This window comes from Curtobacterium sp. MCBD17_040, assembly GCF_003234805.2.
Lineage (GTDB): Bacteria > Actinomycetota > Actinomycetes > Actinomycetales > Microbacteriaceae > Curtobacterium.
On the sequence record NZ_CP126273.1, the window covers coordinates 629,799 to 643,444 of the forward strand.

Consider the following 13,646-nt stretch of genomic DNA (forward strand, 5'->3'; position numbering starts at 1 on the left):
CGACCGCCGGCCCGGGCGGTACGCTGACGCCGTGCCCCGCAGGACCATCGACGCCGCCGAGGGCGCCGCCGCGCTCGCCGCCGTGCAGGGCGGAGCCACCGATCGCACGTCCACCGCGACCGCCGTGCGGTGGACGCTCCAGGAACTCGCCGACACCGTGCCGGGCAACAGCGTCGAGGTCCGTGTCCCCCCGTACGGAGCCGTCCAGGCCGTTCCGGGACCGCGCCACACGCGCGGCACGCCGCCGAACGTGGTCGAGACCGATGCCGCGACCTGGATCGCCCTCGCCACGGGGGCGATCTCCTGGGCCGAGGCGGTCGGAGCCGCGCGCGTGACGGCGTCGGGATCACGCGCCGACCTGGCCCCGTTCCTCCCGGTCCGCCTGCCGCGCGCCTGACCGCGCTCGATCGGTCCGGTTGTCCCCCGTGTCCCTCGGGCGGGTGACAGATTTAGGTACCTGCTTACCGATGCCGACCGGTGGGTCCCCTCGTTAGCGTTGGTGACGCCACCGGGAGGCGGGCCCGACCCGAACGGGCCCGACCCCGACGACACCCACACGACGCTGCCCGAACAGCGTTCGTGTGGGTGCCATGGCCGTGATCACGGCGCACGTGGTGTGCGGCGGACTCGACGATCAGAGTCGATCGACGAGTTCCGACCGCGAGTGGATGTCCCACTTGGCGAAGATCCGCGCGATGTGCGCGTCGATCGTGCGGACGCTCCGACCGAGCTGCTCGGCGATCTGTCGGTTGCTCAGCCCCTGCCCGGCGAGCTCCGCGATCTCGTACTCGCGACGGGTCAACGGGGGGCCCTTCTGGCCGACGCGGATCATCACGCCCGCGGCCGCCAGGGTCGCACGTGCCTCGGCGATGACCCGCTCGTCCCCGCTCGCGAGCGCCGCTGCGTGGCCGACGATCGCCGGCGCGAGGGCACCCTCGACGTGCTCGGCGGCGGCGCGGAGCCGGGCCAGGGCGCCCCGGGTGTCCGCCCCCTGCGCGAACAGCAGCACGAACTGGACGTTGCGCGCGAGCATCGCCGGCATCCACGCGCCCGAGCGCTCCGACCGCTGCGCGATCGTCATGGCGTCCGCCATCGCGGAGGGTCGCCCGAGCACCGAGTCCGTGAACGTCAGGCTCAGCGGGATCTCCTCGCCCGTGATGCGCATCCCACGGAGCGGCGTCGCACGGGCGCGTTCCGCCGACACCACGGCCTCGCGCGTCCGCCCCGCGACGGCCTGCGCGAACGCGAGCTTCGCCCAGGCGTATCCGGCGAACCCGCCGTGGTCGAGCACCGCGAACCGCTCGCACGCGCCGGAGAACGCGGTGATCGCGTCGTCCCAGCGGCGCTCCGCGAGCGCCTGGTTGCCGGCGCCGAGGAGCTCGAGCGTGAAGTCGTACTTGAAGAACGGGCTCCACCGACGGTCGACCTGCACCGTCAGGCCGCTGACGTCGCCCGCCCAGAGCTGGACCTGGTGCAGCACCGAGTACAGCTCGCCGAGGCTCCACGGCGCGACCTCGATGTTCGCGGCGGCGACCTCGAGTGACGCCCGGCACAGCCGCAGGGCCTCGCCGATCCGGCCGGTCGTGGCGAGTGCCACCACGGCGCACGGTGCGATCGCCAGGAACCCGAACGGGATCACGGGCGCGTGCAGCACGCCGCTGCGCTCGACCTCGGCGAGCACCTCGGCGAACCGGCCGCCCCAGCCGAGATGCGTCAGGCGGAGGACCCGGAGACGCTCCCGGGACGCGTCGTCCACGAGCGTCGCGGCCTCCTCGACCAGGGCGACCGCGGCGTCGACGTCGTCGTCGTGGAACTGCCGGAGGTTCGCCAGGACCTCCACGGCCTCGACGAGCAGGTCCCCGGGCAGGGCGGTCGGGTCGGAGCGGGCGAGCAGCCAGGCACGTTCCGCGTCGTGGCGCGCGGCCTCACGCCCGACCCCGTAGGTCCGGGCCGTCGCTCGGAGGCACAGCGCGGCCACCGACACCGCCAACGTCGTGTCGTCGGCCGACAACGCTGAGGAGGCGAGCGCCGTCGCGCTCTCGTACTCCTGCAGCCGTACCGCCACCCCGGCGGCGTCGAGCAGCTGGTCGGCCGACGGCACGACGCCGCACTCGAGCGCCCACAACGCGGCACGGAGGCGCGCGGCCGGTGGGGCGTCCCCGCCGACCGGGTCAGCGCGGAACGCGTTCGCCCGCGCGAACAACCGGGCCCGACGTGCCACCGGGACGAGGGACCGGACGACCTCGCCGACGAGCGGGTGGGCGGGCCGGACCACCGGTGTGCCGTCCGCCGTCATGTCGGAGTCGACGGACACGAGACCGAGCGACGCGACGCGGTCGACATCGGCGTCGTCCACCAGGGCCAGCAGCCGCGACAACGGGATCGGGTCCGCCAACGCCACGATGTCCACGACGTCCCGGAGGGCCGGTTCGAGGCCCGCGAGTTCCGATCGGTACATGTCCGCCAGGCTGTTCGACGCGGTGATCCGCCCGGGCCAGTACCACCCCGACGCGGTCCGCTCGAGGGCGCCGGACGCCACCGCCGCGCGGACGACCTCGCGCAGGTGCAGGGGGTTGCCGCGGGTCGCGCGGTGCACCCGTTCCACGCTGGCGTGCTCGAGCGGGCCGGAGAGCGCCCGCTCGAGCAGCCGCTCGGTCTCGCGGAGGTCGAGCGGCGTCAGGTCGATGCGTTCGAGCAGGTCGTCCTGCCACAGGCGGCGCAGGGGCTCCTCGAGCCGGGTGAAGTCGCGGCAGGTCAGCACGAGCCGTGCGTGCGCGTGCCGGACGAGCCAGGCGACGTACCGCGCGGTGATCGGGTCGAGGTGGTCGGCGTCGTCGATGCGCAGGACGACGTCGCGGTCGACGAGGTCCGCCGCGACGCGGAGGGTGTGCTCGGCCTCGAGCTCGTCGGTGAGCGCCGCGGCCGGCAGGTCCCCGAACCGGGCGATGGCGGCCGCGAACGGCTTGGCCGTCTCGTGCGGTGAGGCCGTGATCGGGATGACCCGGACGTCCCCGGTGCTGCGCTGCGCCACGCGGTCCGTGACGCGCGCGGCCACGACGCTCTTGCCGAGTCCCGCCGCGCCGACGATGGCGACACTCCAGCCGTCGTCGGCGAGCACGGTGACGGCGCGGTCCTCCTCGCGCCGGGGGACGAGTGGCCACGGGAGACGGGCACCGGGACGGGAAACCCGTCGGCGCGTGTCGTCCTCCGGCTCCACCACGGCCGTCGCTCCTCGCATGTCGGGACTTCGTCGTCCCCCATTGTCCTCGGTCCGGGGGACCCATGGCCAGGCCGCGGATGTCCCACAGTGGGGGACAATGGTCCGGTGAGCACCACCGAGCCGTCCCCAGACCGCGGGACCCCCGACGAACCGCGGACCGTCGACGCGTCCGTCCCCGCCCCGTCCGAAGTGGCGTCGCGTCGTGAGGTCTCGATCCGGCGTGCTCCGAAGTTCGGCGTGTTCATCGTCGGTGGCGGCCTGCTCGGATTCGTCGTGACCTTCTTCGTCGTGCTCGCCACGCAGCACCTCGCCGACGGCGCGTCCGTCGCCACGACCGGCACGAGCCGCGGATCCGACGTCGGGTTCTGGGGTCTCGTCGGGTACTTCTCGTTCTACGGTGTGACGGCGGGCGGCGTCATCGGCGCGATCGTCGCGATCGTGCTCGACCACCGGTTCTCGAAGCAGGCCCGACGGCTGACCGCCGAGCACCTCGGCATCACATCGCCGACCGAGACGGTCGACGGCGTCGTCGAGGACGACCGCGGGCGCTGAACCCGACCGCGGGCGCTGAGTGCGACCGCGGGCGCCGCGGGCGCCCTCCCTCCGGTCCGAGCACCACGCCTGGTCCGACGGGCCGGACACGCGTGACGGCCGGGAGGCGGGCCTCCCGGCCGTCACGCACGCGTGCGTCGGGCGTCAGCTGAGCTGGTTCGCCTCGACCCAGGCGAGGTACTCCGGCGTGACGGTGCCCGTCACGTACTCGCCCGTGAAACAGCTCATCTCGAGTTCGGTGACGTCCGAGCCCTCGATGATCGCCTGCTCCATGTCCGCGACCTCCTGGTAGATGAGGTGGTCGCTCCCGAGCACGGCGTTGATCTCCGGGATCCGGCGGCCGTGCGCGATGAGCTCCGCGCGGGTCGGCATGTTGATCCCGTAGACGTGCGGGTAGCGGACCGGCGGCGCGGCTGACGTGAACGTCACGTTGTTCGCCCCCGCCGCGCGGGCCATCTCGACGATCTCGCGACTCGTGGTGCCCCGGACGATCGAGTCGTCGACGATGAGGATGTTCTTGCCCTTGAACTCGCTCGACATCGCGTTGAGCTTCTGGCGCACCGATCGCTTGCGCTCCGCCTGCCCCGGCATGATGAACGTGCGGCCGACGTACCGGTTCTTGTAGAAGCCCTCGCGATACTCGATGCCGAGCTTCCGCGCGACCTGCATCGCCGCGGGCCGTGACGAGTCCGGTATCGGCATGACGACGTCGATGTCGCCCGCCGGCGCGTACTTGGCGACGGTGTCCGCCAGGCGCTCGCCGAGGCGGAGCCGGGCCTCGTACACCGAGATGCCGTTCATGATCGAGTCCGGACGAGCCAGGTAGACGTACTCGAACGAGCAGGGGACCAGGCGCGGCTCGACGGCGCACTGGCGCGAGACCATCTGCCCGTCGACCGAGATGAACACGGCCTCGCCCGGGGCGACGTCGCGCACGATGTCGTACCCGCCGGACTCGAGCACGAGCGACTCGCTCGCCACGATCCACTCGCTCGACCCCGCGTCGTCGAACCGGTGCCCGAGGATGAGCGGCCGGATGCCGTAGGGGTCGCGGAAGGCCAGGACGCCCTGCCCGGCGATGAGCGCGATCGCGGCGTAGGAGCCCTCGACCCGCTCGTGCACGCGTGCGACGGCGTCGAACACCTGGTCGGGGTCGAGGTCGGTGCCGCGGACCTGGGCCTGCAGTTCGTGCGCCAGGACGTTGACGAGCAGCTCCGTGTCCGACGACGTGTTGAGGTGCCGGCGGTCGATGTCGAACAGCTCGCGCGTGAGCTCACGCGTGTTCGTCAGGTTCCCGTTGTGGACGAGCACGATGCCGTAGGGGGCGTTCACGTAGAAGGGCTGGGCCTCTTCCTCGTTGCTCGCGGCACCCTTCGTGGCGTACCGGACGTGGCCGAGGCCCATCGTGCCGAGGAGCGCGCGCATGTCGCGCGTGCGGAAGGCCTCGCGCACGTGTCCGCGGGTCTTGTGGGAGTGGAAGACGTGCCCCTCGGCGGTGGCGATACCGGTCGAGTCCTGCCCGCGGTGCTGCAGGAGGAGGAGTGCGTCGTAGATGGATTGGTTGGCTGGTCCCTGGGAGACGAGACCGACGATGCCGCACATGCGCAGCGGACTCCAGACCGTAGAGTGGGGGGTACCGAACAAGTCTGCCACGCCCTCGGAGGATGAACGAATGGCGAATCCCTACGCCGAGGCCGGTGTGGACACGGCGGCGGGTGACCTCGCCGTCGAGCTCATGAAGACCGCGGTGGCGGCGACGCACTCCGCATCCGTGCTCGGGGGCGTCGGTGGGTTCGCCGGGCTCTTCGACGTCTCGTTCCTGCGGGACTTCAGCCGTCCGCTGCTCGCGACCTCGACCGACGGCGTGGGCACCAAGGTGGCCATCGCGCAGGCGATCGACAAGCACGACACGATCGGCCAGGACCTCGTCGGCATGGTCGTCGACGACATCGTCGTGGTCGGCGCGCGGCCGCTGTTCATGACGGACTACATCGCCTGCGGCCGGGTCGTCCCCGGTCGCATCGCGGACATCGTCGCCGGCATCGCCCGCGGCTGCTCCGCCACGGGCACGTCGCTCGTCGGCGGCGAGACCGCGGAGCACCCCGGGCTGCTCGGTCCGGACGACTACGACGTCGCCGGTGCCGCCGTCGGCGTCGTCGAGGCCGATCTGGCCCTCGGCCCGCAGCTCGTGCAGGACGGGGACGCCGTCATCGCGATCGCGTCGTCCGGCCTGCACTCGAACGGCTACTCCCTCGTCCGGCACGTCCTGGCCGCGCGGGGCGTCGGGTACACCGACCACTCGGACGACCTCGGCGGCACCGTGGGCGAGGTCCTGCTCGAGCCGACCCGGCTCTACACCGCGCCGCTGCTCGACCTGCTCGGCGACCCCGTGTTCGCCGGCACCGTGCACGCGCTGAGCCACGTCACGGGCGGGGGCATCGCTGCGAACCTCGCCCGGGTCCTGCCGCGCGGTGCCTGGGCCGAGGTCGATCGCACGACGTGGGCGCCCCTCCCGGTCTTCCGTGTGCTCGCCGACATGGGCGACATGAGCGTCGAGTCGACCGAGGGCACCTGGAACCTCGGCGTCGGGATGATCGCCGTCGTCGCGCGCTCCGCCGCCCCGCAGATCGTCGCCGCGCTCGGGGCCTCCGGGCTCGCCGCCTGGCAGGTCGGCGAGGTCTCGACCGCCGAGCACGACCTCGACGGGTTCGAGCAGGGCGCCAAGGGCGTCGACGGGGGCGGGGTCCGGCTGGTCGGACGCTACGCGGACTGACGCGCTCGGGCCTGCACGCCGCTGCGCGATCGGGCCTGCACGCCGCTGCGCGATCGGGCCTGCACGCCGCTGCGCGATCGGGCCTGCACGCTGCTGCGCGCCCGGACGACACCTGCGCGCCCGGACGACGGCGCCCGTGTGTCCTCGACCCGCGCCCGTTGCGGCCGCGCGCCGACTGTGCGTGCGGGCGACAACGGCGCGATCAGGCGACGGCGCACTCGTCGTCGGGGCGCCCGGTCGCTGACCGCGCACGAAGCCTGCGGACACAGCGAAGCGCCGCGCGGTCCTCCGCGCGGCGCTGCTCCCGACGATGCCGATCCCCATCCGGGACGACGCCCGGGCCGGACGACGAGGTCAGGCGGACCGGTCGTGCTGGTCCTGCTCCTGCTCGACCTCGTCGTCATCGTCGGCGTACTGATCTGCCCACTTGTCGACGTAGTCGTCCGAGGACTCATGCCCTGCGGACAGCTCGCGTTCGAGCGCACCGTAATTCGTCTCGGGGCTGAAGTACTTCAGCTCCCGAGCGACCTTGGTGTGCTTCGCCTTCTGACGGCCGCGCCCCATGCGTGACCCCCTCGTGTGATCGGCCCGGCATCCGGCTCGGGCCCGTCTCTCCGGGTCGAACCCGGGCAGCCGAACGGTGCGTGGTTTCGAAATCTAGCGGTCACTTTACCATGTACCCCGATCCGCTCATGGTCGTCGGGGGGCGTCCACAGGAGAATCGAGGGGATGCACGCCACCCTGCCGACCGGACGCACGCGCGTGCTCGTCGTCGGTGCGGGTCAGGCCGGGCTCGCGGTCGCCTACCATCTCGGCCGGCTCGGGCTCCGGACCGCCGATCCGGCGTCCTCCGCGGGCACCGTCGGCCTGCACGAGGTGGTCGTCGTCGACCGGGCACCCGGGCCGGGAGGCGCGTGGCAGTTCCGGTGGGAAGCCCTGCGGCTCGGCGCGGCGCACCGGGTGCACGACCTGCCGGGCATGGGGGCCATGGGCCTGCACTTCGCCGACGCCGACCCGGAGCGTCCTGCCCGGGACGTCGTCGCGGAGTACTACGGCCGCTACGAAGCGCACCACGGGATCCACGTGGACCGCCCGGTGGAGGTGGTCCGTGTGGCCGACGGCGGCCGGGACGGCGGCGCGGACGCCGGCGGCGGGAACCGCGGCGGCGGGGACGGCGGCGGCGGGGACGGCGGCGGCGCGGACGACGGCGGCGCGGACGACGGCGGGGACCGCGGCGGCGGGGACCAGGTCGGCGGGGACCAGGTCGGCGGGGACCGCGGGTGGGCGGGTGACCTCGTGGCGACCCTCCGAGCAGCTGACGGCGCCTCGGGCGAACTCAGGACCGCCGTGCTCGTGAACGCCAGCGGCACGTGGGGCACGCCCTTCGTGCCGTGGTACCCGGGCCGCGACCGGTTCGCCGGTCGGCAGCTCGACACCACGGGCTACCGCAGCGCCGAGGAGTTCCGGGGCCAGGACGTGGTCGTGGTCGGCGGCGGCACGAGTGCGATCGGCTTCGTGCTCGAGCTCGACGGCGTGGCGGCCTCGGTCACGTGGTGCACCCGCCGTCCGGTCGACTGGCGGGACGAGTCGACGCTCGGCGTGGAGTCCGCCGTGGCCGCCGTGGCCGAGCAGGACGCAGCTGCCCGAGCGGGTTCGGTCCTGCCGAGCATCGTGCACGGGACGGCCGTTCCGGTGTCACCGCGGATCCGGAGTGGCCTGGATCGTGGCGTGCTCGTCCCGCGCCCGGTCCCCGAGCGCATCGAGCCCGACGGCGTGCGGCTCGCCGACGGGTCGTTCCACCACGCCGACGCGATCATCTGGGCCACGGGGTTCCGGCCGGACGTCCGGCACCTCGGTCCGCTCGGGCTGCGGACCCCGGCGGGCGGGATCGAGGTGGCCGAGGGCGAGGCGATCCGCGACCCGAGGGTGTTCCTGGCGGGGTACGGGCCGCAGGCGTCGACGCTCGGGGCCGACCGTGCGGGGCGGTCGATCGCGCGGCGCGTGCTCGCCCGGCTCGAGCGCAGGGCGTCCTGAGCCGGAGACACGACACCGGCACCGGCAGCGGCGTCAGTCCTGCCCGCGCCCGGTCTCCTGCTGCAGCCGGTCGATGTTCTCGGACGCCTCGGCCTTGGTCAGGTCGGCGGGGAGTTCCTCACCGGCCTCACGCGCGAGCGTGTCCAGGTAGCTGCGCTGCGGGCCGGTCATCGGCTCGTCACCGGTGACCCAGTCCGACGGGTCCTTGCTCGCGGTGGTCGAGGGGTCGGGGCGGGGGCCGCCGAGGGTCTCGCCGGCGTGGTCGTCTGCGTTGCTCATGCCCGGGAGGCTACGCCGCACCCCCGACACGCACCTCGACGGCCGGGACCGAGCGGGGTACGCCTACGCGGCGACGGCCTCGGTGACGTACCGGACCAGGTCGGGCCCGACGCCGGAGACCGCCACGGGCACCGGACCCCGGTGGCCGCGGTCGACCCACATGGTGTTCGCGGGGGCGTCGAGGCGGACGATCTCGGCCCGCTCGCCCTGCTCGACCCAGAAGGCACGGACACGGACCGACCCGGGTGCGGGCGCGGGCGGCAGACCCGCGCGGTCGCCAGCGTGGTCGGGGTAGACCCCGGGCGCGAGCACGGGCAACACGGGCGTGGTGAGCACCGCGACGGCCGATGCACCGTCCTCGGTCCGGGCGTCGTCGCGCACCTCGACGACGCGGACGACCTCGTCCCGCGGCAGGGGGGCGTCGAGTCGGAGGTCCCCGGGCGACCCGGCCAACGCGCGGAACGCGGGCCGACCGTCGGGGCCGACGTGACCCTCCCGGTCGTCGATGCGGACGCGACCGCGCGTGCGGGTGTCCGCGAAGAGCCCGGGGCGCAGTCCGGCACCGTGCGCTTCGGGGAGGGGCACGATCACCAGGTCGGGCCGGTACCAGTCGCGGAGCGTCGCGGGGTCGACCCAGCCGACGGTCGGTGTGCCGCGGACGAGTTCGGCGCCGTCCTTGGCGTGTTCGTCGAGCGCGCCCGTGGGCCAGGGGCCGCGGACGGCGACCATGCCGTCGTGGCGCCCGTCAGCGGCCGAGGACGGCACGTCCGTCAGCACCTCGACCCGCTTGGAGACCTTGCCGCCGTGGCTGTCGAGCGTCGCGTAGGTCCGGAGCGCCTCCGGCGCGCTCGTGGTCCAGTCGGTCATGGTCGGCCATCCTACGTCCGGGTCCGGGTCCGGGTCCGGGTCCCGCGTCCGGGCCGGTCAGTCGTGCGAAGCGGGGGTGCGGCCGAGCGCGGCGGGGACGAGCGCGGGCAGCTCGCCGCAGTCGCCCGCCGGGTCCACGCCCTCGGCGGGGCCGGCCGGTCGCGTCGCACGGCGGACGTGCACGCTGTTCCGCTGGTCCGACCGGAGCAGCCGGTCGGTCCGGAGGAGGTCCTCCGTGCCGCGGTTCGTCTGCTCGGCGCCGCGGTGCACCTGCGGCCGGATCGGCTCGCCGCGTCGTTCCTGGCCGGGCAGCGGCCGCGAGCGGCGGCCGTACAGCAGCTCCGAGGAGTCGAGCAGCCACGGGACGAGGGCGACCGTGACGCCGTGCACGAGGAGCAACTTCTTGCGGATCCGGCGCCCGCGGTGGTTGTGGAGCAGGGCCTCCCACCAGTGTCCGACGACGAAGACGGGCGTGTAGACGGTCACGACCTCGGCGCCGTGCTCCTGCCGGTGCGCCTTGATGTGCTTGATGAGCGGCATCGAGATGTCGCGGTACGGGCTCGGCACGATGGTGAGCGGGCACGTGATGCCGTAGTCGCGCCACTGCTGCTGCAGGGTCGCGGCGTCGGCCTCGTCGATGGCGACGTGCACCGCCTCGAACGACGCGTGCTTGGCCGCGATCGCGTAGTCGAGGGCCTTGATCACCGGCTTCTGCAGCTTGTTGACGAGGACGATCGCGTGGTCGCCCGTGGCGCCGAACCGGGTCTCGTCGTCGGCGGCGATCTCGTGCGAGACGTCGCGGTAGTACCGGTTCACGCCGAGCATGAGCAGGAACAGCACCGGCATGATGACGAACACGAGCCAGGCGCCGTGCGTGAACTTCGTGATGGTGACGACGACGAGCACCACGAAGGTGAACGACGCACCCGTGGCGTTGATCGACAGGCTGCGCCAGATCTGCCCGCGGTTCGGCGGGTCCGTCGCGAGCAGCCGGAGCCAGTGCCGGACCATGCCCGTCTGCCCGCACGTGAACGACACGAACACGCCGATGATGTACAGCTGGATGAGCGCCGTGACGTTCGCCCGGTAGACGATGAGGAGTGCCGCGGCGACGAGCGCCAGGACGATCACGCCGTTCGAGTAGATGAGCCGGTCGCCCCGGGTCGACAGGGCCTTCGGGGCGTACGAGTCGCGGGCGAGGATCGACCCGAGCAGCGGGAACCCGTTGAACGCGGTGTTCGCCGCCAGGAGCAGCACGGCCGCGGTGGTCGCCTGGATCACGAAGAACAGGACGCTGCCCCCACCGAACGTCGCCGCGGCGATCTGCGCGATGAGGGACCGCTGGGGCGTCGTCGTGCAGTGCGCGAAGCCCCGGAGGTCGCACGCGCTCTCGGCGTAGTGCACGTGCGCGATGAGCGAGAGCGCGACGAGGCCGACGAACAGGACGATCGCGATGCCGCCCATGAACACGAGCGTCGTCTGGGCGTTGCGGATCTTCGGGCGGCGGAAGGCCTGCACCCCGTTGGCGATGGCCTCGACGCCGGTGAGGGCGGAGCACCCCGACGCGAACGAGCGGAGGAGCAGCAGCACGAACGCGGCGCGCGTGACGTTCTCGGTGTTCGCGATCGTGTACCCGGCGCTCTCGGCGACCGGGGCGTGCCCCAGGGCCGTGCGGACCAGGCCCGTGACGACCATGACGAACACACTCGCCACGAACAGGTAGGTCGGGATCGCGAACGCCTTGCTCGACTCGCGCACCCCGCGCAGGTTCACGGCGGCGAGCAGGACGACGAACACGAGCGCGAGCTCGACGCGGAACTCGTCGAGCATCGGCAGCGCCGAGATGATGTTGTCCACGCCCGAGGCGACCGACACGGCGACGGTCATCACGTAGTCGACGAGCAGGGCGGAGGCCACGACGAGCCCGGCCTTCTCGCCGAGGTTCCGGTGCGCGACCTCGTAGTCCCCGCCGCCCGACGGGTACGCCTTGATGAGCTGTCGGTAGGACGCCACGACGACGACGAGCAGGAGCACGACCAGGGCCGCGACCCACGGCGCGAAGGTCAGGAACGACATCCCGCCGAGCAGCAGGATCATCAGGAGCTCCTGCGGCGCGTACGCAACGCTCGACAGCGGGTCACTCGCGAAGATCGGGAGCGCGAGGTGCTTCGGGAGGAGCTGACCCTCGAGCTGCTGCGAGGGCAGTGGATCCCCGATCAACCGGGCCTTGAGCGACCGGATCTCGTTCGTCACGAGGGGACAACCTACTCAGGATGGAGGGGCTGTCAACACGGCACCCGTCCCCGTTGTTCCCGGTCAGTCCCGGAGTGTCGACCGGATCCCGTCGAGTCCTCGCCGGAGGGCGGCGACGACCTCGGGCGTGAGCGTGCCCCGGGTCGCGCGTCGGCGGGCCTCGGCCCGGACCTCCTGCCGGAACGTCGCGAGGAGCAGTTCGACCTCGCGGAGGGACCGGGCGCCCTCGTTCGGCGTCGAGGTCGGCGCCCCCGCCGGGTGGGGACCCGACCGGTGCGGGGCGGCCGGTCGAGCGGACGCGGCGAGGTCGGCGCGGAGCGACCGCATCGCCTCGCCGACCGAGGCGCGCACGCCGTCCGCGAGGGAGCGCACCGAGTCGGTGACGCCGGACTCGAGGTCGGCGACCTCGTCCTGGCGCGCGGCCAACTCGTCGCGACCGGCCTCGGTGATCGCGTAGACGGTCTTGCGGCCGTCGGCCTCGCTGGTCACGAGGCCGTCCTCCTGCAGCTTGCCGAGACGGGGGTACACGGTGCCGGCGCTCGGGACGTACACGCCGCCGAACCGGGTGCCGAGCGCCTGGATGAGTTCGTAGCCGTGCATCGGGCGCTCCGCGAGCAGCACGAGCAGGTACAGGCGGAGCTGCCCGTGGGCGAACACCGGGCTCATGCGCCGAGCCCCGCGGTGCCGTCCGTCGTCCACGTGCCGTCGGTGTCGTCCGTGGCCGTCGCGCCCGCCGTCGCGCCCGCCGTCGGGCTCGCGGCGCTCGGCTCCGGGTCCGCGTGGAACAGCGCGAACCGGCCGGACACCGTGGCCACGCGCACGTCGGCCCAGCGCCCCTCGAGCGTGCCGGACCGGCGGGTGTACGGGCCGTGCACACCCCGCACCTCGTCGTCGTCGAACTGGAGGCGTCCGGTCGCCGTGGTCACGGAGCACGCGTACCCCACGCCGTCCGCGAGCCGGAGGCTCACCGCGCCCGAGACCGTGCTGACCCGGACGCCGTCCGGGACCCCCTGCAGGTCGAGCAGGACGTCGGCCGAGATGCCGTCCGCCGTGAGCCGGGTGACCGCGCCGGTGGCGGCGACGTCGCCGGAGACCGTCCGCACGGCGAGGGCGCCCGCGTGCTCGCGGACGGTCACGGTGCCCGAGACGCTGTTGACCTGGAGGTCGCCGCTCACCCGGTCGACGACGAGGTCGCCGGACACCGCGTGGAGCGCCGCGTCGTGCGTCAGCCCCGAGACGAGTGCGCCGGCCGAGACGACCCCGAGCGTCAGTGCCACCTGCCGCGGGACGAGGATGCTGACGTCCGCGGACTCCTGACCGCGGAAGGCCCGGAGGAAGCCGAGGGGGTCGTCCCAGCGGACCTGGGCGTGGTCCACGGTGAGCACACCCGCGTCCATCTCGACCCGCAGCGGCCGCCCAGAGACGGCGTGGACCTCGACCCGCGCCGTGGGTTCGTCGTGCGCGACGACGTCGACCTGACCCCCGACGAGGCCGACCTTGAGCTGCCGGACCACCCCGGTGTCGATGACCTTCGGCTCGTCGACGAGCCACTTCTCCTGCGCCATGGTGCACTCCGATCTCGCGATGTATCGCGTTGTCGTGCCGGCAACCGTACGCCCGTGGGACGGGGCGATCAAGGGTCATCCGTCCGGCGGATGCCGAGCGAGC

General features: G+C 73.2%; 12 protein-coding genes. 4 read left to right on the plus strand and 8 right to left on the minus strand.

Annotated elements, in window-relative coordinates:
• The first annotated feature begins 31 nt into the window (after nucleotides 1–31).
• On the plus strand, nucleotides 32–397 hold the full coding sequence (locus DEI94_RS03065) for a sterol carrier family protein (protein WP_111011548.1): 366 nt from the start codon (nucleotides 32–34) through the stop codon (nucleotides 395–397).
• Between the two features lie 237 nt (nucleotides 398–634).
• Here the strand turns inward: DEI94_RS03065 and DEI94_RS03070 are convergent, their stop codons facing one another.
• The gene (locus DEI94_RS03070; RefSeq protein ID WP_111027220.1) at nucleotides 635–3,238 is read right to left on the minus strand and encodes a LuxR C-terminal-related transcriptional regulator; all 2,604 of its coding nucleotides are present in this window, start codon (nucleotides 3,236–3,238) and stop codon (nucleotides 635–637) included.
• A gap of 87 nt (nucleotides 3,239–3,325) precedes the next feature.
• Between DEI94_RS03070 and DEI94_RS03075 the strand changes: the two genes are divergently transcribed.
• Nucleotides 3,326–3,772, plus strand: a complete 447-nt coding sequence (locus DEI94_RS03075) for a hypothetical protein (RefSeq protein ID WP_111027221.1) — start codon at nucleotides 3,326–3,328, stop codon at nucleotides 3,770–3,772.
• A 144-nt stretch (nucleotides 3,773–3,916) separates the two neighbouring features.
• Here the strand turns inward: DEI94_RS03075 and purF are convergent, their stop codons facing one another.
• Entirely contained in the window at nucleotides 3,917–5,374 is a 1,458-nt protein-coding gene (gene purF / locus DEI94_RS03080; protein WP_111011545.1) for an amidophosphoribosyltransferase, read from the minus strand.
• Nucleotides 5,375–5,444: 70 nt separating this feature from the next.
• Between purF and purM the strand changes: the two genes are divergently transcribed.
• Nucleotides 5,445–6,545, plus strand: coding sequence for a phosphoribosylformylglycinamidine cyclo-ligase (gene purM, locus DEI94_RS03085; RefSeq protein WP_111027222.1), 1,101 nt, complete (start codon nucleotides 5,445–5,447; stop codon nucleotides 6,543–6,545).
• 354 nt (nucleotides 6,546–6,899) lie between these two features.
• Here purM and DEI94_RS03090 read toward each other — a convergent pair whose 3' ends face one another.
• The gene (locus DEI94_RS03090; protein ID WP_111011543.1) at nucleotides 6,900–7,109 is read right to left on the minus strand and encodes a DUF3073 domain-containing protein; all 210 of its coding nucleotides are present in this window, start codon (nucleotides 7,107–7,109) and stop codon (nucleotides 6,900–6,902) included.
• A gap of 165 nt (nucleotides 7,110–7,274) precedes the next feature.
• Here DEI94_RS03090 and DEI94_RS03095 point away from each other — a divergent pair, with 165 nt between their 5' ends.
• A complete protein-coding gene (locus DEI94_RS03095) occupies nucleotides 7,275–8,579 on the plus strand; it encodes a pyridine nucleotide-disulfide oxidoreductase (RefSeq protein ID WP_284183728.1) in 1,305 nt (434 codons plus the stop codon).
• Nucleotides 8,580–8,612: 33 nt separating this feature from the next.
• On the opposite strand, the gene DEI94_RS03100 is transcribed toward DEI94_RS03095, so the two are convergent.
• From DEI94_RS03100 to DEI94_RS03120, 5 genes are all read right to left on the minus strand, one after another.
• Nucleotides 8,613–8,858 (minus strand): DUF3072 domain-containing protein, encoded by a 246-nt coding sequence (locus tag DEI94_RS03100; RefSeq protein ID WP_111010194.1) that lies wholly within the window; start codon nucleotides 8,856–8,858, stop codon nucleotides 8,613–8,615.
• A gap of 63 nt (nucleotides 8,859–8,921) precedes the next feature.
• The gene (locus tag DEI94_RS03105; RefSeq protein ID WP_111026504.1) at nucleotides 8,922–9,725 is read right to left on the minus strand and encodes a hypothetical protein; all 804 of its coding nucleotides are present in this window, start codon (nucleotides 9,723–9,725) and stop codon (nucleotides 8,922–8,924) included.
• Nucleotides 9,726–9,782: 57 nt separating this feature from the next.
• On the minus strand, nucleotides 9,783–11,978 hold the full coding sequence (locus tag DEI94_RS03110) for an APC family permease (RefSeq protein WP_258377992.1): 2,196 nt from the start codon (nucleotides 11,976–11,978) through the stop codon (nucleotides 9,783–9,785).
• A gap of 63 nt (nucleotides 11,979–12,041) precedes the next feature.
• A complete protein-coding gene (locus DEI94_RS03115; protein ID WP_111026518.1) occupies nucleotides 12,042–12,644 on the minus strand; it encodes a PadR family transcriptional regulator in 603 nt (200 codons plus the stop codon).
• Entirely contained in the window at nucleotides 12,641–13,543 is a 903-nt protein-coding gene (locus tag DEI94_RS03120; RefSeq protein ID WP_111026503.1) for a DUF4097 family beta strand repeat-containing protein, read from the minus strand. Before DEI94_RS03120 ends, DEI94_RS03115 begins: the two co-directional genes overlap by 4 nt.
• Nucleotides 13,544–13,646: the final 103 nt, after the last annotated feature.